This is a genomic window from Sphingobacterium sp. UBA1897 (assembly GCF_002337775.1).
GTDB classification, from domain to species: Bacteria; Bacteroidota; Bacteroidia; order Sphingobacteriales; family Sphingobacteriaceae; genus Sphingobacterium; species Sphingobacterium siyangense.
Map to the genome: position 1 here is coordinate 1 of NZ_DDGR01000021.1, position 22,809 is coordinate 22,809.

Consider the following 22,809-nt stretch of genomic DNA (forward strand, 5'->3'; position numbering starts at 1 on the left):
GCAGCAAATTTTTCAAATTCCCGTTCTGACACCTTATAGATAAAGTTTCCCACCGTTTCATGGGAGAACCTATTTTTCCAGATCTTATTGATCATCCTGTCGTTGATCCTTCCCAGCAGGTTGGCTAAATATAATAAGGCAGGCATCTTTGATATCGGATCCTGCGGTTCAATAATTATAATGGCTTTTCTGGCTACCCGGATCATTTCGTAAAGAGCTGCGTAGGGTCTTGGAAAATGATGGTAGCTTTCCTTACAAAGTATATAATCGACACTATTGTCTTCCAATGTTAATGATTCAGCATTTTGGGCGGAGAAATCCTTGATAAACTCTTGTTCATGGGAAACTTTAAGGAAACTGTCATCTAGGTCACTAGCGGTAACATTATGGATATTTTGGTCAAGCAGGTAGCGGGCGTCATGTCCATAAGCATCACCAAGGGTAAGCCATTTCGCATTCTTATCCTTGGTGAAAGGTTTCAGGCATCTGAAAAAAAGCTCCTGGAGCCAGTGATTTATACTTCCTTTATAGCTATTTAGTGACTTGATTACTTTTATTTTTTGTTCTTTTTCTGGATATAGGGTATTATACCAATTGGCATGGAGGTCATAGCTATGTTCATTGAATTGATCCTGTTTTCGCAAATTATTTTCCATGATTAAGTTTATAGTAGTTGCATCATCTGATATTGATCAGACAAATAAATATTCTTTTCTTGAGCTTAACCTTTCTTTAGTCTTATTTATATAAACGGATAATTATTTACGAACGCTACAGTTAAATTAAAATACTGGAATACAATTTATAATTATTGAGATATCGGAGCTATATATATTCGATGGTATGCTTGCTTATAGGGCATTTATCTGGATAATTAGCCTATTGGATATATAGCTTATCGCTGTTAAATTCAAATCTGGTTTAAAGTATACTGGGCGGTATACTAAAAAGAGGCTTAATGGTGTCATTAAGCGAAGAGAGTATCCCCGGAGGATACTCTAACCCCATTTTAGGTAAATAGGGCAAGAAAAGTAGGGCTCTGCCTAGCTTCTGCTTGCTCTATGATAGGTCCTAAAAGGATTTTGAATCTTAGGCGAGATAAAGTTTTTGAGCTGCGGGTTTAGTTTTATGCCTAAAAGAATCGGTGAATTAGGCATTTGCATTAAGCCTTTGCCCGGCAATGTTTTGTTGTTGTGAAAGTCCTTGAAGATATGCGATATATATTTATCGAATTTTACAAAGACAATATCACTTCTTACCATCGTCCGTTTATCTGTAGAATAGCCATTAAAATGAAAATTTTCTCCAAAATAATAGTCATTCCCCTGAGGGTCTTGTGCTGAAGCTCTGAATATGTGAATTAATAAAAATATTAAGAGTAACCTTTTCATCATTTATAGTTTATAAATCGAAAATGCTCAACATATATTGAAACTGCGAATAAGGTTGAGGGATTGGAATGATTTGCTGAGTATTCGGAAAATACACAGTTTAATAGCATCACTTTGTTGATACAAATAAGCAGTTTATTGAGATAATTCTATAGTATCAGAATCTTTACAATCCCTAAATTTGAGTAATCAATTATAGAAAGAAAACCTTAGAGAAGCATTTAGAAAGTCAAGATAGAATTTATCCATTCATTTCCTCGGTAAAAAGAAGAGTAGACAAACCGTCGAAATGAAAAAGGATTAAGGTCGACAGCTATTGTTAGTTTAAAAAAGAAAATAATTAGAAAAGTAATTTTGAAAACAGGAAGACTTTGAAGCAATTGTCATAAAGTCTTTTTTTAGCTTAAGAGGGCTAATACCATTTAGCTTTATATAAAAGTAACCAATTATGTGGAAATTAAAACAAAGTGTTCGCCTGATAATAGGGCGGGTATCGATCCGTTCGTCCTAAAACTATCCTATACATAGCAGTGATGTTAAGGAAATTTTAAGGAATATATCGTAAAGTCAGTGAATCGAGATTCGACGACGCTGATATAGTAAAGTTTATAGAATAAATTCTAACCAATATATAATATCTTATGAAAACTAAACAAGCAGCGGGCTTTAGCTGGCTATTGTATCGATTAATCTGGGCTGTTGTCGGGCTAAGTTTAAGCGTTGTAAGTTGTAAAGATGATAAGCCTGTCAGTGTCAACGAGGGGATCCCTTTTGATCCTTCCCAACCTGTTGTCGTTTCTGATTTTATCCCAAAATCAGGGGGTATGGGACAGCGGCTGGTGATCTATGGAAAAAACTTTGGAAATGATCCAAAAAATGTAGAAGTTTTTATCGGTGGCAAAAAAGCTGTCGTCATTAACGCTTTAGGCGAATCTTTATATTGTCTAGTGCCTAAACAAGCTTTTAAAGGAGACGTCGAAGTGCATGTGGGCGGAGTAGAGAAACCCGTCATTGGCAGAGCTAACACAATGTTTGAGTATCAACGAAAGTTGGTTGTGTCAACCCTTGCTGGTTATAGAAATGCCCGTGGCGATGAACCCTGGAAAGATGGGAAGTTTAAAGATGTGGACGAAAACAAGATGGCAAGCGGTTTTTGGGAACCTTCATTTATGAAGTTTGATCCCGCTAATCCAAAACATCTGTGGATAACGTTTGATAATAATAATGGACTCTACTTAGTCAATTTTGAGGATAGTACGGTTACCAAAAAACGTTCAGACTTTGATCGCCCCCGGAGTGTTGACTTTACCTTGGATCAAAAATACATGATCATTGCGGAAGATAGGGGTGGCGAAAATGATAGGGCTACTTATCTATTGTCCCGTGCTAAAAGTTGGCAAGACAGAGAAATATTGACATATGGTAAACAGTGCAACGGTGCGTCTGTACATCCTATTAATGGTGAGATGTATTACAATAGCTACGCAAAAGGGGAATTCTACCGATTTGATCTGAACAAATATTTTAGTGAAGGACCTGGTTCTACCCCGGTTGAACAGTTATTCCTCATCCAAGATCCTCAATGGGAGTATAAGACGATCATTCATCCAACTGGAAATTATGCGTATATCATTGTAATCAATCAAGGCTATATCATGCGCGCGGACTATAACTGGGAAAAAAAGAGATTCAATCAGCCTTATTTGTTCTGTGGTCAGGTCAGGAGCGCCGGATATAAGGATGGTGTGGGGTCTTCTGCACGGGTAAATCAGCCTTATCAAGGTGTATTTGTCAAAAATCAGGAATATGTCGAAGCGGGGAAGCCAGATCTCTATGATTTTTATTTTACGGATCAGATGAACCATGCCATACGCAAATTGACTCCCGAGGGAAGTGTCACCACATTTGCAGGTCGCGGAAGTGCAAGTCTGAACAGTAATCCATATGGGTATGTCGATGGGGATTTGAGAGATGATGCAAGATTCGATCGTCCATCGGGAATTGCCTATAATGAGGCGGAAGGAGCATTTTATATCGGCGATCAGTCAAACCGGCGTATCCGTAAGATCGCTCTTGAGGAAATGGAAGAAAATAATTGAGATTAATAAGCGAATAGTATGATAAACAAAATACTACTTATATGTATGTTGCTCCTAGGGGTAACTTATACATTACAGGCACAAGAGACGTTGGAAGTGACAGGAGTTGTAACGGATAATCAGAAAATGCCAATCGTGGGTGTTAGCGTATCTGTAAAGGACGCTCCCGGGTTGGGGTCTGTGACCGATAGCAAGGGACATTATAAAATTAAAGTAGAACGATATAAGACATTGGTATTTTCTTCTGTTGGTTACAAGAAGCAGGAAGTTTTGGTGAAAGACATCGCTGTACTGGACATCAGGCTACAGGAAGCCGAAACCAGCGTATTGGATGAAGTCGTGGTAACTGGTACCGGCTCCCAGAGAAAATTGACCATGACTGGTGCCGCAAGTTCTGTAGATGTCGGAACAATGAAATCTAATCCGACATCTAGTTTGTCCAATGCGCTAGCTGGGAATGTACCGGGCGTGATGGCGATGATGCAATCTGGACAGCCCGGAAAGAACATCTCAGAATTCTGGATTCGGGGAATTTCCACCTTCGGTGGTGGAACCTCTGCCCTTGTACTTGTTGACAATATTGAGCGCGATATCAATGATATCAATATTGAAGATATTGAATCGTTTACGGTTCTGAAAGATGCCGCAATGACAGCAATATACGGATCCAAAGGTGCAAACGGAGTTATATTAATAACGACCAAAAGAGGTAAAGAGGGTAAGATCAATATTAATTTTAAAGACGAAACGATCTATAATACACGTACTATCACTCCTGAATTTGAAGACGGTGTTTCTTATGCCAACCTCATGAATGAGGCCCGTATAACCCGCAATTTTGAGCCAGTTTATAGCGCTGAAGAATTGGAAATATTGCGCTTGGGGCTTGATCCTGACCTTTATCCAAATGTCGATTGGAAGGACCTATTATTGAAAGATGGTGCCATGACCTACCGCGCAAACTTAAATATGACCGGAGGGGGGGCAACTGCGCGCTATTTCGTGTCTGGAAGCTATATAAATGAGGCGGGGATGTACAAAACCGATGAAGCATTGCGCAACGACTATAATACCAATGCAAATTATAAACGTTGGAACTTTCGGTTGAATACGGATATTAATGTAACTAAGAGTACGATATTGAAAGTTGGCGTTGCAGGATCGCTCGATAAAAGAAATAGCCCCGGATTAGGCGACGATGATTTTTGGGGCTCTCTTTTCGGATACTCGCCTATCAGCACACCTGTTTTATATTCTAATGGACGTGTTCCCTCCATCGGTAGTGGCAATAAGACCAATCCTTGGGTAATGGCAACACAAACTGGCTTTAATGAAAACTGGACCAATAAAATTCAAACAAACGTATCGATAGAGCAAAATTTTGACTTTATTACCAAAGGCTTACGTTTTAGAGGAATTGTAGGCTACGACACCTATAACAATAATAATATTCAACGCCGGAAATGGCCTGAACAATGGCATGCTGAAAGGGCGCGTAACGAAAATGGAGATTTAGTTTATACGCATATCTCCAATCCGCAAGAAATGACTCAAGGGAGCTCCTCTGATGGAAACCGACGTGAATTTTATGATATGATGTTTAACTATGATCGAAGTCTGGGAGATCATAACATTGGAGCGGTAGCGCGTTTTACGCGTGATGCTTTGACAAAAACGGTTGATTTGGGGAGTGATATCAAAAGTGGAGTGGCCAGACGAAATCAGGCCTTGGCCGGAAGGGTGACGTACAATTGGAAGTCTCGTTATGTCACTGACTTTAATTTTGGCTATACCGGATCGGAGAACTTTGCTACAGGAAAACAATACGGCTTCTTCCCGGCTGTTGCTGCTGCATGGAACATATCAGAAGAACCTTTTATAAAAGAAAATATCAAGTGGATAAACCTATTCAAGGTTAGATTTTCTTGGGGAAAAGTAGGCAATGATCAGTTAAAAGTTGATGGTAAAGACGAGCGTTTCCCGTATTTATATACCATTAATGAAATCGGTCATTATAATAGCGAGGGTAAGTGGATTGCTGAAGGGGGGTATCAATGGGCAGATTATGGTCTTGATCGCTATTACGGTGGGATAAAATATAGTCAAATTGCTTCTCCAAACGTTAGCTGGGAGATGGCAACAAAGAAAAACTTAGGATTCGATGTCGCACTTTTTAAAGATAAAATAGTCGCCAATTTAGATTTGTTTGATGAGGAGCGTACTGGAATATATATGAAAAGGGAGTATCTGTCGGCAATGGTGGGATTGGAAAGTACACCCAGAGCCAACGTCGGGGCCGTAAAATCGAGAGGATTTGATGGTCGTTTTGAATACAAACAGAAATTTGGTGAGGTTAATTTGACCGCTCGGAGTAATATCACTTATAGCAAAAATGAAGTAACAGCAATCGACGAAGAGAATAATGTATATGCTTACCAAAATAAGAAAGGATATCGTGTCGATCAGGCTGTCGGATTGATTGCCATGGGGCTCTTCAAAGATTATGATGATATCCGCAATAGTCCAACTCAGACTTTCGGAACATATCAGCCGGGAGATATTAAATACAAAGATGTTAATGGAGACGGTGTCATAAATGATGGCGATCGCGTCGCTATCGGAGCGACGAGACGTCCTAATCTGGTGTATGGTATAGGAGCTTCATTGAGTTGGAAAGGCTTAGACTTCAGTGTGCACTTTCAGGGATCTGGAAAATCAACATTCTTTATCGAAGGAAAGACTGTCCAGGCTTTTAGGGAAGGGGAATGGGGACAAGTGATGAAAGGTGTAATGGGAGACAACAGGTGGATTTCGGCCGATATTTCTGGGAACCCGGCAACTGAAGACCCAAATGCTTCTTATCCACGTTTGAGCTTCGGAGATAATAAAAATAACTTTAGAGAATCGACATATTGGCTCCGAAATGGACAATATATTCGTCTCAAAACATTAGATATAGGCTATACCTTACCAAAGGCATTGACCAATAGAATCAAAACAAATAGTATTCGGATATTTCTGGTGGGAAGCAATCTACTGACCTGGTCCAAGTTTAAACTGTGGGATCCTGAGCTGGCTACATCTCACGGCGAAGATTATCCATTGCCTAAATCATTGACGTTCGGTATTAATGTTAACCTTTAAAATAGAGAGAAGATGCAAAAAAGAAACTTATATTTAATCATGCTATTGACGCTCAGCGCGACAATGATCTCTTCCTGTAAAAAAGATTATTTAAATCAAGATCAATATTTCAAAGACGGACTTACTGTCGATAAAGTATTCAAAAGCAAGGTTTATTCTGAAGAGTGGCTAGCACATGTTTTTGAGGAGTTTAAAGGCGAAAATGCCGATGTTGCCAGTAAAGGATTAACCCCGCATTGCTTTGCCGATGATATGTTTTATGGGGATAGAGATCATGATTACGACCCCTCGAAAACCGAACTGTCCTACAATATGTTCAAGATGGGGGAATATACCGAAAGTGATAAACAAGGAAGTTGGACACAATCCTATCGCGGTATTCGCAATGCCTCAACCTTCATTCATAATATCTATATGAATACCGAGATGTCCGAGAAGGAAATATCGGATTATAGAGGGCAGGCACGCTTTGCTCGGGCTTATCTCTACTGGTTATTGCTCCGCAAATATGGGCCAATACCACTATTACCGGATGAAGGTCTTGACTATACCGATAGTTATGATAATCTCGCTATTCCACGGAGTACGTACGAAGAGTGTGCTAACTATATAAGTGAAGAATTATTGCAGGCAGCTAAAGAAATGGAGGCGCTAGGGATGAAACGAGGTCAGGACGGTTCAGCCCGTCCTACTGTAGGAGCGGCATTGGCCGCGCGTGCCAAAGTATTACTTTATGCTGCTAGTCCGTTGGCTAATGGCAATAATTCGAGCTACGCTGCATTGTTGGTCGACAATAATGGTAAACGGCTGCTGGCGGCGGAGTATAAAGAAGAAAAATGGGCAAAGGCCGCTGCTGCAGCGAGAGATGTGATAGAATTGGGGGTATATCAACTTTATACCGTGCAGTTTCAGGAAACCGGCTCCGATGCAAGTATCAAACCGCCGGAGGATCATAATTTTTCTGATAAAAGCTGGCCTTCGGGCTGGGCAGATATTGACCCTGAAAAATCATATGCTCGGGTGTTTGACGGAACGCTACAGCCCTCAGGCAATCCGGAATTAATTTTCACCCGGGGCAATAATCAAACAAATGAAGGGATAGATCAGATGGTAATCCATCAACTGCCCCGCTCTGCCACAGGCTGGAATACACATGGCCTCACACAAAAACTGATCGATGCTTATTATATGAATGATGGTACTGACGCGCCAGGTAAAGATAAGGAGATCGGTCGTGGTAATGGTTCTAATAGGGTAACTGGATACGTAAGCCAAGAAGATTATGATACAAAAAAATATAAACCTTTGCGCCCAGGTGCTTCCTTGCAATATGCCAATCGTGAACCTCGTTTCTATGCATCGGTTGCTTATAGTGGTAGCTTTTGGACCCTATTGAATGAAACAAAAACCGAAAATCGAAACCAACAGGTGTTTTATTATAGTGCTGATGCCAAAGGGAATGGATTTAATTCTGCAAATGCTTATTGGTTGCGTACTGGTTTTGGTATCAAAAAGTTTGTGCATGAAAGCGATACATATGAAGGTGGAAATATTTCCAGGGTCGTTGCTAAGGCTGAGCCAGCGATCCGCTATGCAGATATTTTGCTCATGTATGCCGAAGCGCTGAATGAATTAAGTGGCTCATATAGTATGCCGTCCTGGCGTGGCGGAACTTATATGATTAGCCGTGATATGGCAGAAATGCAAAAAGGGATACAACCAGTAAGGATCCGTGGCGGAGTACCTGATTATACTACGAGTGTCTATGGTAATAAGGATGAGTTGCGAAAAACCTTGAAAAGGGAACGCTTTATCGAATTGATGGGCGAAGGGCAACGGTATTATGACTTGCGCCGATGGATGGATGCACCTATTGAAGAAGCACTGCCGATCTATGGCTGCAATGTCCTCATGAATGAAGCAGAAAAGGATCTTTTTTACCAGCCTGTGGCTGTGTGGGCACTTAAGACAACCTTTGCGGATAAGATGTGGTTTTGGCCGATAAGTCATACCGAACTCAAACGCAATAAGAAGCTTACGCAAAATCCCGGATGGACTTATAATGATTAGTAAAATATCAATAATTAGAAAGTTCAACTAGGAATTACGATATCAATGAAGACCCTTGTTTAATAATTATTTACGTATGAATCTTATGAAAAAATCATATATACAACTCTTGTTTTTCGCGATGTTCATCGTTTGTAGCTCCTGCAATGATGAGTGGGCTGAAGAACAGTTTGAACATTATGTCTCCTTTAAAGCTCCATTGGACGATAAAGGTGTGTCAAATATCTATATCCGTTATAGAGAAGATGCTCAAACCACCTTTTTCCAGCCTCTTATAGTAAGTGGTTCGACGACAAATCCCAGCGATTTGAATGTACATGTTGCGGTAGATCCCGACACTTTGGCTATCTTGAATTATGAACGCTTTCAGAATAGAGAAGACTTTTATTATAAAGAACTCTCCAGTTCCTATTTCAATATCCCCGGCACTGTCAATATTAAGGCAAAAGAGGATGTAGGACTAATGGCTATTGATTTTTCACTAAAGGGAATTGATATGGTCGAGAAATGGGTGCTGCCACTGACGATTGTAGATGATCCTGCATCAACATATAAAGTCAATGGCCGAAAGAATTATCGAAAGGCACTTCTGAGGATCAACCCATTCAACGATTATTCGGGAGTGTATAGTGGTACAGGGATGAAAGTCGTGATGGATGGTCATGAAAACGAAACCCCTATCGTGAGAAGTGAGATCAAAAGCTACGTGGTCGATGAAAATACGGTATTCTTTTATGCAGGAAATATTGATGAGGAAAGGCAGGATCGACGCAATTATAAAATTTATGCAACCTTTAGCAATACAGGGGCAGTCACATTCCGAGCCGAAAATCCGAACATGAAATTTGTGGTCAATAAAGACGCGAGTTATACAATCTCTGAACAAATGGATGATGTTCGACCTTATTTGTTGCACCGTTATATCACTATTAACAATGTAGATTATGAATTTACCGACTATACTATGGTTTCTACGACAGCTATTAAGTTCAAGGTTTCGGGCTCATTGATCTTGGAACGTCAATTGAATACGCAGATTCCTGACGAAGATCAGTCCATAGAATGGTAATTTCTACAAACCATTTGTAAGACTATTGGTTATATCTATGATATAAAAATAGTTTTATGATTGGAATAGTAGGTGGACTAGGCCCTTATGGAGGCTTGGATATTACGAAGAAAATTATAGATGAGACGGCGGCAAGATCCGATCAGGAACACTTGCCGCTCTTGTTATTCTCATGTCCAAATTTGATCTCTGACCGAACGGCATATTTATTGGATAAATCCAATGTTAATCCCGGTAAGGCTATTGCTGCAATTTTAAGACAACTTGAAATGGCCGGAGCGACCATTGCGGCGATTCCGTCCAATACGGCACATGCAGAACCAATTTTTTCTGTTGTTCAAGATGAGATGGCCCGTATGGGGAGCACGTTGAAGCTATTGCATATCGTCTATGAGACTGTCCGATTTGTAGACGAAAACTATCCCGACACGACAGTCGGGATTTTGTCTACCGCAGGAGAACAGATCTGCAGTTTATATCGGGAAGCATTTATTCGAAAAGGTTTCGTTGTTGTCGAGCCGGAAGGATCGCAGCAAGAGAAGGTAAATAATGCAATCTATGATGAGGATTATGGAATAAAGGCCCAGCCCGTACCGATTGCGAATAAAGCAAGGGAAGATCTATTGTTGGTCATGGATGATCTGAAAAAGAAAGGAGCGCAGGTCATTATTTTGGGTTGTGCAGAGTTCCCTTTGGCTATCCCTGAACGGGATTACAATGGGATGACTATCATAGACCCGAATAGAATTCTCGCGCGTGCACTTGTTCACGCGCTAGCTCCGGATAAATTAAAGCCACTGTAGTCCTCTCTTTTGACAAATTGTCAGCTTTTGGGTTTATATTCCTGTTGGTATGGGTTTTGTCCTTGATAGTTAGAAGCTTATGCAGTAAGGAGGACAACATGCAAAAGATTATACATCGGGAAGGTGATCGTGGCCACGTCGATTTCGGCTGGCTGAAAAGTGCGCATTCATTCAGTTTTGGACAATATCTTGATCCCGAAAGGATGAATTTTGGTGCCTTGAGGGTATTGAACGATGATCAGGTGGAAGGTGGTCAAGGTTTTGATCGGCATGGACACGATAATATGGAAATTGTTAGCATACCACTGGAAGGGGGCGCTGGCGCATCAAGATAGTATGGGCAATGGCCGTACGATCAAAACAGGAGATGTGCAGATTATGTCTGCAGGTACTGGTGTGCAGCACGCCGAGTTTAATAACGATCAGAAGAATCTTGTTAAATTTCTACAAATTTGGGTAATCCCCAACGAAATAGGGTTGGAGCCTAGATACGATCAGAAATCCTACCTTCAATTAGATCGGCACAATAAATTTGCAACGATTGTTTCACCGGATAAAATGGATAACAATGCTGTACACATACATCAGGATGCATATTTTAACTTGGCAGACATCGAGGCGGGTAAAAAGATAGAATATACTGTTCATTCGGAGCAAAATGGGCTTTATCTTTTTGTTTTGGAAGGAAAGATCGCCGTAGCAAATGAAATGCTATCAAGAAGAGATGCCATTGGTTTATACGGAACTGAAAAAATAGCGCTTGAAGCTTACTATGATACATCATTACTGCTAATTGAAGTACCAATGTATTAGGTCGAAGAAAAGCTATTCTTTAATAGGGAGATCATTTGATAGATCTCCCTATTTTTCTTAAATTGGATGAAGAAGAAATAAACTCATGGATAGCCTATTACAACCTTTTGAATCGCGTGACGTTTTACTTATCATGTTATCAGTCTTAATAGGTCTGCTGATTGGGATTGAACGTGAATATCGCAATAAATCCGCGGGTTTGAGGACGTTTATATTGGTGAGCTTTGGATCTTGTCTTTTTACTATTCTTTCATTAAAAATTGGATTGGCAAATCCAGATCGATTGGCGGCAAACATTATTACTGGTATCGGTTTCCTAGGAGCAGGCGTGATTTTCAAAGAAGACAATAAAGTAAGTGGTATAACAACCGCTACGACAATTTGGGCTGCAGCTTCTTTGGGTATGTGTGTTGGTGCTGGATATATATTTTTAGCGTTTATTGGTGTAGGCTTGGTTCTGATGATTTTAGCGCTGCTAACTTATTTGCAAACCTATATTGACAATTATCACAAGATAAAAGACTATGAACTGCAGACCTCATCTGAGGCAGATTTTGAACATACCGAGCAGTTAATCAGACGGATGGGTTTTAAGGCTGTCATTGTAAGTCAACGCTATAACAAAGAAAGTTTGAATACCATTTGGCGATTGACGGGAAATGTGACCAAACATCGGGAGTTTGTAGAAACAGTACGCCGTGATAGGCAGGTCGTGGCTTATCAATATTAGCAAGCTTTAGGATGAGCTGAAATGTATTAGGAAATGATGTCTATATTATGAGTACAGTTAAAATTGAAAAAGGACAGGCTTTTTGGTTAGCGGATCCCCAGGAACATGACTTCCCCGCCGCTTCCTGATACCAATCGCCAAGTCAAGGAAAATCTAAGAAAGATCAAGAAGAAAGAAAAGCTATCTCCAATTCTGTTGGTTCGGGCAAATGGGAAACTTATCATAGCAGATGGTTACCACCGCTTATGTGCCAGTTATTATTTTACCGAGGATCTTGATGTGCCTTGTCGTTTGGTTTAACTATTCGTCATCATCCGTTTCCTGAGCAGGGGATATTTTCTGTAATAAACTGTTTACCTCGTCCTCCGTCGCTGTTAACTTGGCTTTGCAGACTTGAATGAGGTCGGAAGCCCTTTTGATTTTTCCCGCGAGCTCATCAATATTTGTTGTGCCATTTTCAATTTCCCTTACGATTGTTTGCAACTCGTTAAAGGCGTCTGTATAGGTATAATTCTGTTCCATTATGATATGCTTTCTTTAAAATTTTGTGTACCGATGGCCAAATTAAGCCTGGTTCGCATCCAGACCTTCTTTCGGAGATTTATCCGTTACAGTACTGGTAAGTTCGCCATATTCGAGTATCGTCTGTATCACATCGCCCGGTGATACCTGTGTCACCGACTGCAGTAGTTTTCCGTTAACCTTAGTAATTGAAAAACCTTGTTTCAATAACCGAATAGGATCAGAGAGTTGAATAATTCGCTCGGTATGAGCCAAAGCCGTCTTGTGCTCGTAAAGCCGTAATTTTATTAAGGAGTTCAGCTCATGTTGAAATTGCTGAACAGCGGCTCTCGAGGTCTGAATTTCCCTTTTGCCAATCCATTGTATATGTGTTGCGAGCTGAGATAGTACATTGCGCTCTTCTTTAAAACGAGTAAGAATGAGTTGCTGTATACTTTCCGCTGCCTTATCAACCGGAATAGCAAAGTTATGAAACTTCTGAATCAGAAAATCGGCGAGCTCACTGGGAGTGATCGCGTTTTTATAGGCGACCATTTCGCTAACCGTGTAATTCGTCGAATGTCCAATGCCTGTCAATACAGGGATTGGGAAGATAGCGATAGCACGTGCCAATAAGTAGTTGTTATAACTGGAAAGCCCAACCTCACCACCCCCTCCACGTATGATGGCGACGACATCGTATTTGTCGATTTTTTCAGCAATAACTGCAAGCTGATTGATAATAGAAGGTACTGACTTGTCTCCTTGTAATAATGCCGGAAAGAGCGTGCATTCTATGCGGTGACCCCAAGGGTTTTGATTAATAATTTTGTAAAAATCAGAAAGACCCTTACTTGTTTCCACTGAAATAATCGCCAATCTTTTGGGAACCACAGGAAAGCCCAATAATTTATTGGATTCATATATACCCTCTGCTTTCAGCTTTCGAATACTGTCTAACTTCTCCTTTTCAAGTTCACCTAAGGTAAAAGTCGGATCAATATCAACAATGCGCAAACTTAATCCATACATGGGGTCATAGGAAATACTTGCCTGAAATAACATCGTGATCCCTTCTCGCAAAGGTTCTTGGGCGACTTTAAGAAAATTGTTGTTGATACGATTGTAATCAGCTTTCCATAAGATGGACCGAATTTCAGCGACAATTTTACCATCCTGTTTCTCAACCAGCTCAGGGTAACAGTGGCCAGAATGCGTATAATGATTGAGCTTGTTCATTTCGGCTTTGATCCAGTACAAACTCTTATACCGCTCTGCAAGTGTCTTTTGGATACTGCGGCTGACTTCCAGCAAGGAAAATATTGTCTTATCTTGAATCAATTCTGGCATTAGTCAAACTTACAGAAAAAACCTTCATGATGCAATCCGGGGATGGTTGAATCTGCTATGACCAAAGGGAGACAGAATTTATTAACCCCGATAGTCAAGTCGAGTAACAAAATTGATTTTTTTTCGAGCGAGTATATTCCTTCGTTATTTAATTCGTATTTTTATTTGATAGAACCTAAAAAACGATAAAAGCAGAATGAAAAAACGATTTTTTGGGGCTTTATTTGCAGGTTTGTTCTGTATTAGCCCCCTGTTTGCTCAATATAAGTCTACGATTAAGAACGAGACGATACTGTTTAATAACCTCGATCAGTTGCTGCCTTTAGAAAACCTGGATCAACTTCGTATTGCAGTTGTCGTTCCTAACGCTGCAAAATATGCGACGTTCACAGAACAGTTGGCCCGCTATGCAAACACCAAAATTTTTGATTTTAATAAATTTGATGAGGACATCAAATATTATAACACCATTATTGTTGCTGGAAAGGAAGATGACTTAGATGCAGCTTGTCTCGCACAGTTGAAGCAGGCCGTATTAAACAATAAAAAAGTTATCCTTTGTCATTTTTTTGAAAATGAAAAGAGCAAAAAGAGTTTATCGGAGCATCCTCAGTCTGATTTGATCGAATTGCTTGCTCCTTTTTCAGAGATTGGACAGCGTCAGATGGCAATGTCTATTTTTGGTGGGATTCCTATAACCGTCGGTCATGTCAAAACCACACAGACAAGGCTGCAATATGGCGCTGCATCAAGTTCTAATCTGAACCTGTCCAAATTGACGAAGAAAATTGATGCCATTGCACAAGAAGCCATCGATAAGCAAGCAACACCGGGAGCTGTTGTCATGATCGTGAAAGACGGGCAAGTACTCTTGGAGAAATCTTACGGATTTCACACATATTCCAAAGATATTTCCACAAAAACAACTGATATTTTTGATCTCGCATCTGTCAGTAAGATTGCCGGTACTACTCCTGTGATTATGCGTCTTACCGAGCGGAATATTATTAATTTGGATAGTACCATGGGACATTACCTATGGCAGGCAAAGTATACCAATAAAAAGGATATCAAGCTTCGTTCCGTCATGTTGCATGAAGCAGGATTTACACCTTTTATTCCCTTCTATAAATATCTGAAAGTTGGAGACGTTGCTTCAGTCCGCGATGATAACCATCAAGTAAAAATGGCCGACAATAGCTATATCCTCAACAATTATTACCGCGATGTCATGTGGCCCGAGATGCTAAAATCACCTGTAAAACCCACTGGAAATTATGTGTATAGTGATATCAGTATGTACGTGATGAAGGAAGTTGCAGAACATCAGACCGCTGAACCTCTGCAAGATTATGTGCAGGAGAACTTTTACAGGCCATTGGGGATGACGCGTGCGGGTTACCTTCCCCGAGAGCGTTTTGCAAAGGATGAAATCGTTCCTACCGAGCAGGATACCTCCTTTCGGAAAACATTACTAGAAGGCTATGTCCACGATCAGGGTGCGGCAATGGCTGGCGGTATTGCCGGGCATGCCGGATTATTTGCTACAGCAAATGATTTGGCAATCTATGGTCAACTGTTATTGAATAGAGGAGAGTACGGGGGGGAGCGCTACTTTAAAACCGAAACAATAGATTTATTTACCTCCAGGCAATCGACAAGCAGTCGTCGGGGCTTAGGTTTTGACCGTTGGGATCCAAACCCAAAAAATGAATATCCAGCTAAGTTAGCAAATAGCTCTGTATTTGGACATACTGGCTATACAGGGACATGTATCTGGATTGATCCACAAAATCAACTGATCTATATCTTTTTGTCTAATCGGGTACATCCTCAGGTGAGTACTAGGCTGTTGGATCTAAATATCAGAAGCAGGATTCAGGACGCTATTTATGAAACGATCAATGAAAGTCAAAAATGATAAAAGGCCTGCTATTACTTGGACTAGCAATGACGACACTCAACAATGTTGGATATAGTCAAGACTATAAACAGATACACCAAGATTTGGTGATCGTCGACGGACACAATGATGTGATTTACGAATCCATTTTCCCAGGGAAAAATATTGGTCAGCGAATAAGTACGGGAGCTACTGATTTACCGCGACTGCGGGAGGGAGGTGTCGATGTGCAGGTATTTGCTGTGTGGTCCGATGATGCGAAGTGGAAATCCGGGGCATTTAAGCACGCCAATGACCAGATAGATGCATTGGAAAAGATGATTGCGGCGAACACCGATAAAATAAGTTTGGCAAAATCTTCACGTGATATCGATTCGATCTTAAAAACGGGAAAAATAGTCGCTTTGATTGGGGTTGAAGGCGGAAATATGATTGAGGGAAGTGTTGATCATTTAATGCGACTCTATGAGCGTGGTGCCCAATACCTCACTTTGACCTGGAACTACAATTTGTCCTGGGCGAGTTGTGCAGCAATGGAATCAGGTCGTATGAATCCCAAGGATAAAGGGTTGACGGCAAAAGGTCGAGCAATTATTCGGAAGATGAACGAATTAGGTATGATGGTTGATCTGTCCCATGGAGGAGAGCAGACTTTCTATGACGTGCTGGCGATAACGACCAAGCCGATCTTGGTTTCCCATAGCAACGCCTATGAATTATGTCCACATTTCCGTAATTTGAAAGATGCACAATTGGAAGCTTTGAAAAAAAATGGGGGCGTTGTTGGCGTCAATTTTTATTCAGGTTTTTTGGATCCAGCCTATGAAACAAGGCTTAAGGATTTGTATGTGGGTAAATTTGGTGATAAGGGGGATACAAAATTGAGTACTTGGTCTATGTATGAAAAGTTGCCAAAAGAACTTCAACGGCAAGCCGATGCTCCACTGTCGAAATTATTGGATCATATCGACTATTTGGTCAAAAAAGTGGGTATTGATCATGTTGCAGTAGGCTCGGACTTCGATGGCATAGAATCCTCACCCCAAGGTCTGGAAGATGTTTCTAAATTTCCACTACTGACCAAAGCGCTGTTGGAGAGAGGTTATACAAAGACAGATGTTGCGAAGATCATGGGACAAAATTTCTTGCGGATCTTAAAGGAAAATGAAGAATAAACACTTCCTTTCTTTAAAGTTTGTCGGTAAGGTTCCAGTATACACACAGCAGTGTTGACGTATTGTTAAAATACTGATGTGGTATCTAGTAATGTAATATACTGTATATTGACTTAAGCCGCCATAGAAGTAGCATTATGGAAAGGCTGATCAGTCCTTGCGTAATATCCTGGGTAATATAATACGTATGGGGCATGATATTACGCTTTTAACAGCTATAAATTTGTAATTTCGTAGCATGGCAAAATCAAAATCAGCATACTTCTGTCAAAACTGTGGCTACGAATCTCCCAAATGGATGGGACAATGCCCTTCTTGCAAGCAATGGAATAGTTTTGTTGAGGAAGTCGTCGAAAAGACGAGTTCAAAAGTGCCCGAATGGCGTAGTTCTACCACAGGCGGAAGCACGAAAAGAGCGAATAAAGCTGCAATCATTCACGAGATTGTCTATCAGGATGAATTACGGATATTGACTCCTGATCAGGAGTTTAACCGGGTTCTTGGTGGTGGTATCGTTCCGGGTTCATTGGTACTTATCGGAGGCGAACCTGGTATTGGGAAGTCTACGTTGATGTTACAGCTCGCTTTATCGATCCCACAAGTCAAGACACTTTATATTTCTGGGGAAGAAAGCGAACAGCAAATTAAGATGCGGGCAGAGCGATTGTCACAATCTTCTAAAGCAAATTGTTATATCCTTACCGAGACATCTACTCAAAATATTTTCAAGCAGATCGAGACGGTACAGCCGAACGTCATTGTAATAGATTCTATACAGACTTTACATTCCGCACAAATTGAATCGGCACCAGGGTCGGTTTCTCAGGTACGCGAATGTACCGCAGAATTGCTGCGGTTTGCAAAGGAAACCAGTACACCAGTTTTTATTGTAGGGCATATTACCAAGGACGGATCTATTGCAGGCCCCAAGGTTTTAGAACATATGGTGGATACGGTGCTTCAATTTGAGGGTGATCGTCATCATGTATACCGAATTTTACGGGCCGTAAAGAATCGTTTTGGATCTGCTTCAGAACTGGGTATTTATGAAATGCAGGGGTCGGGGCTTAGGGAAGTGTCAAATCCTTCGGAGATTATGATTTCCCAGCGCGATGAACCTGTTAGTGGCGTTTCCATTGCGGCGATGCTCGAAGGAGTGCGCCCTATGATGATTGAAGTGCAGGCACTGGTGAGTAATTCGGCGTTTGGAAATGCTCAGCGCTCTTCTACAGGTTACGATACGAAACGATTAAATATGCTGCTGGCTGTTTTGGAGAAACGCTTTGGCTTTAGGTTAAGTGCACAGGATGTGTTTTTGAATATTGCCGGTGGGTTACGTGTCGAAGATCCTGCGATCGATTTGGCTGTTGTTGTTGCAATTATTTCTTCACAACAAGATATCGCGATTCGATCCAATCTGACTTTTGCCGGTGAGGTTGGTTTATCGGGTGAGATAAGGGCCGTAAATCGTATTGAACAGCGTATACAGGAGGCCGAGAAGTTGGGCTTTGATGGTATTTTTATTTCTAAATTCAATACCAAAGGATTGGATGCTAAAAAATATAATATTGCCATTCGTCCGGTTGCCAAATTGGAGGACATCTTCAGTGCTTTGTTTGGCTAAGCGACAAAAAGGGGGAATCAATCGTTTAATATCCTAATTTACTGGGATCATCTTAAAATAGATTTTTTCAGAAAAATGGCCTTCTTCAAAGAATAAAAATTAAAAGACCATGCTTTTACTAAAACATGGTCTTTTGTATGGATCGCCTATAGTTTACTTTTTCAAGACTTCTTTCAATTTTGCGCGTAAAGCATCACCATGTAAATTCTTGGCGACGATTTTCCCATTAGGATCGATCAGTACATTCTGAGGAATAGATTTTACGCCATATAATGTTCCGATATCATTTTGCCAACGTTTGAGATCCGAAACATGACGCCAGTGCAATTTATCTGCATGGATGGCTTTAATCCAAGAATTGCGATCCTTATCAAAGGATATACCCAATATTTCAAAGTTTTCACCTTTAAATTGTTGGTATGTTTTTACAAGATCTGGGCTTTCGACACGGCAATCCGGACACCAAGATGCCCAGAAATCAAGGAGAACATACTTTCCTTTAAAGTCCGAAAGCTTTACAGGGTTACCAGTAGTATCATTTTGCGTAAACGCGGGAGCTGTTTTTCCAATTTGAACCGTTTCCAATGTATTTAAGTAGTCTTGGAACTCTTTCCCTTCACTTGAATTCTTAACATTTTTGCTCAAGGTATTATAAAGCGCCTGAAGCTCGGGGTATACAGGGTCATAACCGCCGACTCTACGCAAGTCAACCAATGTCGATATAGAATCCGGAGCGGCCTTAACGCGTGCAATATACTCCTCTTTGGTAAGTTCTTTTTTTTGTGCAGAACCAAAGAATGGCAGAACTAAAAAAAGTAGTGTGATGTATTTTATCATGTTATTATTCTTATATATATTTACAAATATAAGAAAATCCACTAATTTAGTAGATTAATAAAATGTCAAAAAATGAACTTCAACCTAACTTCTAAACTTCCACATGTCGGCACGACGATTTTTACCAAAATGACGATGCTCGCTAATGAGCAGCAAGCCTTAAATCTGTCGCAAGGTTTTCCTGACTTTGAGACTGATCCGAAGTTGGTTCAATTAGTGTCTAAGGCAATGGAACAGGGGCATAACCAATATGCGCCAATGATTGGGGCACAGGCATTACGTGATACTATCGCTAAAAAATATCGTGAAGTTTATGACGTGGCGGTTGATGCAACAGCGGAGCTTACTGTGACATCCGGCGGTACACAAGCAATTTTTACAGCTATTGCCACAGTTGTTAAGCCACAGGATGAGGTTATTATCTTTGAACCGGCATACGATTGTTATGCGCCGACGATCGAATTGTTCGGCGGTAAAGTTGTTCCCGTGCGATTATTGGCTCCTGATTTTCAGATTGACTGGGATTACGTAGCTACGTTAATTAATTCCAAAACCCGTTTAATCATCATCAATAATCCGAATAATCCAACAGGCAAAGTACTTGGTAGAGAAGAATTGATTAAACTTGGGGATTTGTTATCAGGTAGCAACGCATTGTTGCTGAGCGATGAGGTATACGAGCATATTGTGTTTGACGGAGCTTCCCCACAATCGGTACTGGAAATACCCACCTTGCGGGAGCGAAGTTTTGTTATAGCTTCTTTTGGAAAGTTATTGCATACTACGGGTTGGAAGATTGGTTATTGCATTGCCCCGCCGCAATTAACTCAAGAATTTAGAAAAGTACATCAATTCAATGTATTTAGCGTAAATACGCCCATGCAATTCGCTATCGCAGCATATCTGGAGGATATAAGCTATGTCAAAGGCCTATCGCATTTTTTTGAGCGGAAAAGGAATTTGTTGAAGGACGGATTAAGGGGATCCCGGTTTAAGATTCTTCCTTGCGAAGGAACTTATTTCCTTAATATAGATTATAGTGCTATCAGTCAGGAGAAAGAATTTGAGTTTGCTTGTTCGTTAACCAGGCAACACAAAATTGCAACAATCCCACTTTCGGCGTTCTATAAAGAAGCTACAAATCAACAAGTTTTGCGGGTCTGTTTCGCTAAAAAGGATGAAACGCTATTAAAAGCCGTCGAGATTTTGAATAAGGTATAATCGTATTATTGACCTAAAAGAATAGCTAAAAGGTTTTATTTAAAATATTGCTAAGAAAGAACCACTTTATTAAAATTTTACTTCAACTTGAGGTACTAATTTTATAAATTTGTAATTCACGTTTATCAACATACCCATAAAATGGCTAGATTAAATTTATTGGAAGAAACGCGCTTCGAAAAAGTCCCTGTGAGCGTCTATCCAGATCAAAATTCAGCTTCGAAAAACGTTGCAAATCGTATTGCTGAAATTATTCGTGCAAAGCAAGAGAAAGGTGAGAAAGCTGTTCTGGGCCTTGCTACTGGTGCCACACCGGTAAAAGTCTATCAAGAATTGATTCGTTTGCATAAAGAGGAAGGTTTAAGCTTTAAGAACGTGATTACCTTCAATCTTGACGAATACTACCCGATGCAACCTGATGCTGATCAGAGCTATGTGACCTTTATGAACAAAAACTTGTTCGACCACGTAGATATTGATGCGGCCAATGTAAATATTCCAGATGGTACCTTAGCTCCTGATCAAGTAAATGCATTCTGTGAGGCGTACGAACAGAAGATTACGGCAGCAGGAGGTTTAGATATTCAATTATTAGGTATTGGCCGTACAGGCCATATCGGATTCAATGAGCCAGGTTCTGCACCTAACTCTGGTACACGTGTGGTAACGTTGGACGATTTAACTCGTCGCGATGCTTCCCGTGCTTTTGGTGGAAAAGAAAATGTACCAACAAAAGCGATTACCATGGGTGTAGGTACAATTTTCAAAGCGAGAGAGATCATTTTGATGGCTTGGACCGAAACAAAGGCTGAGATCATTAAAAAAGCAGTTGAAGGTGAAATCTCCTCAGAGATTCCTGCAACTTATCTACAATTATCGGATAACGTTGAATTTATTCTTGATGAAGCTGCAGCTTCATTGTTGACACGTTTTGATCTTCCTTGGTTGGCAGAAGATGTTACTTGGACACCTTCGTTAATTAAAAAAGCAGTTGTTTGGTTAGCTTTAGAGATCAAAAAACCAATCCTGAAACTTACCGACGAGGATTATAATGCACACGGAATGGCGAAGTTGGTTACAGAAACCGGTCCGGCATATAATATCAACATCCGTATATTCAACGAACTTCAACATACGATCACGGGATGGCCGGGAGGTAAACCCAATGTTGACGATTCACAACGTCCTGAGCGTGCCAATCCAGCGAAGAAAAATGCAATTGTATTTTCTCCACACCCGGATGATGATGTCATCTCGATGGGGGGGACATTTATTCGTCTGGCAGACCAAGGACACAATGTCCATGTTGCTTATCAAACTTGTGGTAATACAGCTGTTTGGGATGATGATGTGGTACGTTATCTGGAGTTTGCTGAAGATTTAGCAAAACAAATAGGGGCAGAGGCGGAAGCTTCTCAGATCGGTCGAATTTATGATGAGGAAAGAGCAATTTTTGCGACAAAAAAACCAAATCAGATCGATACTGAACTTGTCCGTAAAATCAAAGCATTGATCCGTAAGGGTGAGGCGATCGCAGGAGCTCGTTTGGTTGGTTTGCCAGATGAAAATATCCATTTCCAGGATCTGCCTTTCTATGATAGACAAAAGTTTTCAAAAAATGTATCTTTTGAAGATGATATTCAACAAACAATGGAATTGTTGCGTCAGGTAAAACCACATCAGGTATTTGCTGCAGGTGACTTTGCTGACCCACACGGTACGCATAAAGTATGTTTCGATATCTTGTTTGAAGCATTGAGCAGATTGAGCAAAACAGATGAATGGACCAAAGATTGTTGGTTATGGTTATACAGAGGCGCATGGCATGAATACCCAATCCACGAGATCCAAATGGCCGTTCCATTATCTCCGCAAGAAGTTTATCGCAAACGTTTAGCTATCTTCAAACACCAATCTCAAAAAGATTTACCTGTATTCCCTGGAGATGATCCACGTGAATTCTGGGTACGTGCTGAAGACCGTACAAGCGAAACCGCAGCTTTATATGACCAATTAGGTCTTGCAAATTATGAAGCTATTGAAGCGTTCGTAAGATGGAAATTTGACTAAAATAACTGT

At 40.6% G+C, this 22,809-nt stretch carries 19 protein-coding genes; 14 read left to right on the forward strand and 5 right to left on the reverse strand.

Going from position 1 to position 22,809, the window contains the following annotated elements; translation table 11 throughout:
• Both B4N43_RS12310 and B4N43_RS12315 read right to left on the reverse strand, forming a co-directional pair.
• Positions 1 to 656, reverse strand: a 656-nt coding sequence (locus B4N43_RS12310) for a class I SAM-dependent methyltransferase (RefSeq protein ID WP_286734981.1), incomplete at its 3' end; no start/stop codon positions are given.
• A 387-nt stretch (positions 657 to 1,043) separates the two neighbouring features.
• Positions 1,044 to 1,394, reverse strand: a complete 351-nt coding sequence (locus tag B4N43_RS12315) for a hypothetical protein (RefSeq protein ID WP_157625828.1) — start codon at positions 1,392 to 1,394, stop codon at positions 1,044 to 1,046.
• A gap of 638 nt (positions 1,395 to 2,032) precedes the next feature.
• Here B4N43_RS12315 and B4N43_RS12320 point away from each other — a divergent pair.
• The 9 genes from B4N43_RS12320 (at position 2,033) to B4N43_RS12355 (ending at position 12,419) form a co-directional block, all read left to right on the forward strand.
• The gene (locus tag B4N43_RS12320; RefSeq protein ID WP_286734985.1) at positions 2,033 to 3,490 is read left to right on the forward strand and encodes an IPT/TIG domain-containing protein; all 1,458 of its coding nucleotides are present in this window, start codon (positions 2,033 to 2,035) and stop codon (positions 3,488 to 3,490) included.
• Positions 3,491 to 3,508: 18 nt separating this feature from the next.
• Positions 3,509 to 6,634: a SusC/RagA family TonB-linked outer membrane protein gene (locus B4N43_RS12325; protein WP_286734986.1), complete on the forward strand. Its 3,126-nt coding sequence runs from the start codon at positions 3,509 to 3,511 to the stop codon at positions 6,632 to 6,634.
• Between the two features lie 12 nt (positions 6,635 to 6,646).
• Complete coding sequence (locus B4N43_RS12330) at positions 6,647 to 8,704, forward strand: RagB/SusD family nutrient uptake outer membrane protein (RefSeq protein WP_286734987.1); 2,058 nt, start codon at positions 6,647 to 6,649, stop codon at positions 8,702 to 8,704.
• 85 nt (positions 8,705 to 8,789) lie between these two features.
• On the forward strand, positions 8,790 to 9,773 hold the full coding sequence (locus tag B4N43_RS12335) for a DUF4973 domain-containing protein (protein ID WP_286734988.1): 984 nt from the start codon (positions 8,790 to 8,792) through the stop codon (positions 9,771 to 9,773).
• 56 nt (positions 9,774 to 9,829) lie between these two features.
• A complete protein-coding gene (locus B4N43_RS12340; RefSeq protein WP_286734990.1) occupies positions 9,830 to 10,576 on the forward strand; it encodes an aspartate/glutamate racemase family protein in 747 nt (248 codons plus the stop codon).
• Positions 10,577 to 10,674: 98 nt separating this feature from the next.
• Complete coding sequence (locus B4N43_RS25435; protein ID WP_312461475.1) at positions 10,675 to 10,911, forward strand: pirin family protein; 237 nt, start codon at positions 10,675 to 10,677, stop codon at positions 10,909 to 10,911.
• Entirely contained in the window at positions 10,847 to 11,389 is a 543-nt protein-coding gene (locus tag B4N43_RS12345; protein WP_312461476.1) for a pirin family protein, read from the forward strand. Before B4N43_RS25435 ends, B4N43_RS12345 begins: the two co-directional genes overlap by 65 nt.
• Positions 11,390 to 11,474: 85 nt before the next feature.
• A complete protein-coding gene (locus tag B4N43_RS12350; RefSeq protein WP_088159788.1) occupies positions 11,475 to 12,119 on the forward strand; it encodes an MgtC/SapB family protein in 645 nt (214 codons plus the stop codon).
• Positions 12,120 to 12,224: 105 nt separating this feature from the next.
• Positions 12,225 to 12,419: a hypothetical protein gene (locus B4N43_RS12355; RefSeq protein WP_286734992.1), complete on the forward strand. Its 195-nt coding sequence runs from the start codon at positions 12,225 to 12,227 to the stop codon at positions 12,417 to 12,419.
• Here the strand turns inward: B4N43_RS12355 and xseB are convergent, their stop codons facing one another.
• Both xseB and xseA read right to left on the reverse strand, forming a co-directional pair.
• Positions 12,420 to 12,641: an exodeoxyribonuclease VII small subunit gene (gene xseB, locus B4N43_RS12360; RefSeq protein WP_075990493.1), complete on the reverse strand. Its 222-nt coding sequence runs from the start codon at positions 12,639 to 12,641 to the stop codon at positions 12,420 to 12,422. It lies immediately after the preceding gene.
• Between the two features lie 42 nt (positions 12,642 to 12,683).
• A complete protein-coding gene (xseA, locus tag B4N43_RS12365; RefSeq protein WP_286734994.1) occupies positions 12,684 to 13,970 on the reverse strand; it encodes an exodeoxyribonuclease VII large subunit in 1,287 nt (428 codons plus the stop codon).
• A gap of 196 nt (positions 13,971 to 14,166) precedes the next feature.
• On the opposite strand from xseA, the gene B4N43_RS12370 reads away from it, so the two are divergent.
• The 3 genes from B4N43_RS12370 to radA all read left to right on the forward strand — a co-directional run bounded on the left by B4N43_RS12370 (position 14,167) and on the right by radA (position 18,672).
• Positions 14,167 to 15,891, forward strand: coding sequence for a serine hydrolase domain-containing protein (locus B4N43_RS12370; protein WP_286734997.1), 1,725 nt, complete (start codon positions 14,167 to 14,169; stop codon positions 15,889 to 15,891).
• A complete protein-coding gene (locus tag B4N43_RS12375; protein WP_286735000.1) occupies positions 15,888 to 17,048 on the forward strand; it encodes a dipeptidase in 1,161 nt (386 codons plus the stop codon). The genes B4N43_RS12370 and B4N43_RS12375 overlap by 4 nt, the downstream gene beginning before the upstream one ends.
• 238 nt (positions 17,049 to 17,286) lie before the next feature.
• Positions 17,287 to 18,672 (forward strand): DNA repair protein RadA, encoded by a 1,386-nt coding sequence (gene radA / locus B4N43_RS12380; protein ID WP_075990497.1) that lies wholly within the window; start codon positions 17,287 to 17,289, stop codon positions 18,670 to 18,672.
• A 153-nt stretch (positions 18,673 to 18,825) separates the two neighbouring features.
• On the opposite strand, the gene B4N43_RS12385 is transcribed toward radA, so the two are convergent.
• Positions 18,826 to 19,509, reverse strand: coding sequence for a peroxiredoxin family protein (locus B4N43_RS12385; protein ID WP_286735004.1), 684 nt, complete (start codon positions 19,507 to 19,509; stop codon positions 18,826 to 18,828).
• Positions 19,510 to 19,581: 72 nt separating this feature from the next.
• On the opposite strand from B4N43_RS12385, the gene B4N43_RS12390 reads away from it, so the two are divergent.
• Together B4N43_RS12390 and nagB are read left to right on the forward strand one after the other, a co-directional pair.
• Positions 19,582 to 20,730 (forward strand): methionine aminotransferase, encoded by a 1,149-nt coding sequence (locus B4N43_RS12390; protein ID WP_286735007.1) that lies wholly within the window; start codon positions 19,582 to 19,584, stop codon positions 20,728 to 20,730.
• 141 nt (positions 20,731 to 20,871) lie between these two features.
• A complete protein-coding gene (gene nagB, locus B4N43_RS12395; RefSeq protein WP_376749062.1) occupies positions 20,872 to 22,800 on the forward strand; it encodes a glucosamine-6-phosphate deaminase in 1,929 nt (642 codons plus the stop codon).
• Positions 22,801 to 22,809 lie beyond the last annotated feature (9 nt).

Excerpts from the sequence above, each read along its gene's own strand:
- B4N43_RS12315 (WP_157625828.1), bottom strand. The coding sequence starts at position 1,394 with ATGATGAAAAGGTTACTCTTAATATTTTTATTAATTCACATATTCAGA.
- B4N43_RS12320 (WP_286734985.1), top strand. The coding sequence starts at position 2,033 with ATGAAAACTAAACAAGCAGCGGGCTTTAGCTGGCTATTGTATCGATTA.
- B4N43_RS12325 (WP_286734986.1), top strand. The coding sequence starts at position 3,509 with ATGATAAACAAAATACTACTTATATGTATGTTGCTCCTAGGGGTAACT.
- B4N43_RS12330 (WP_286734987.1), top strand. The coding sequence starts at position 6,647 with ATGCAAAAAAGAAACTTATATTTAATCATGCTATTGACGCTCAGCGCG.
- B4N43_RS12335 (WP_286734988.1), top strand. The coding sequence starts at position 8,790 with ATGAAAAAATCATATATACAACTCTTGTTTTTCGCGATGTTCATCGTT.
- B4N43_RS12340 (WP_286734990.1), top strand. The coding sequence starts at position 9,830 with ATGATTGGAATAGTAGGTGGACTAGGCCCTTATGGAGGCTTGGATATT.
- B4N43_RS25435 (WP_312461475.1), top strand. The coding sequence starts at position 10,675 with ATGCAAAAGATTATACATCGGGAAGGTGATCGTGGCCACGTCGATTTC.
- B4N43_RS12345 (WP_312461476.1), top strand. The coding sequence starts at position 10,847 with ATGGACACGATAATATGGAAATTGTTAGCATACCACTGGAAGGGGGCG.
- B4N43_RS12350 (WP_088159788.1), top strand. The coding sequence starts at position 11,475 with ATGGATAGCCTATTACAACCTTTTGAATCGCGTGACGTTTTACTTATC.
- B4N43_RS12355 (WP_286734992.1), top strand. The coding sequence starts at position 12,225 with ATGACTTCCCCGCCGCTTCCTGATACCAATCGCCAAGTCAAGGAAAAT.
- xseB (WP_075990493.1), bottom strand. The coding sequence starts at position 12,641 with ATGGAACAGAATTATACCTATACAGACGCCTTTAACGAGTTGCAAACA.
- xseA (WP_286734994.1), bottom strand. The coding sequence starts at position 13,970 with ATGCCAGAATTGATTCAAGATAAGACAATATTTTCCTTGCTGGAAGTC.
- B4N43_RS12370 (WP_286734997.1), top strand. The coding sequence starts at position 14,167 with ATGAAAAAACGATTTTTTGGGGCTTTATTTGCAGGTTTGTTCTGTATT.
- B4N43_RS12375 (WP_286735000.1), top strand. The coding sequence starts at position 15,888 with ATGATAAAAGGCCTGCTATTACTTGGACTAGCAATGACGACACTCAAC.
- radA (WP_075990497.1), top strand. The coding sequence starts at position 17,287 with ATGGCAAAATCAAAATCAGCATACTTCTGTCAAAACTGTGGCTACGAA.
- B4N43_RS12385 (WP_286735004.1), bottom strand. The coding sequence starts at position 19,509 with ATGATAAAATACATCACACTACTTTTTTTAGTTCTGCCATTCTTTGGT.
- B4N43_RS12390 (WP_286735007.1), top strand. The coding sequence starts at position 19,582 with ATGAACTTCAACCTAACTTCTAAACTTCCACATGTCGGCACGACGATT.
- nagB (WP_376749062.1), top strand. The coding sequence starts at position 20,872 with ATGGCTAGATTAAATTTATTGGAAGAAACGCGCTTCGAAAAAGTCCCT.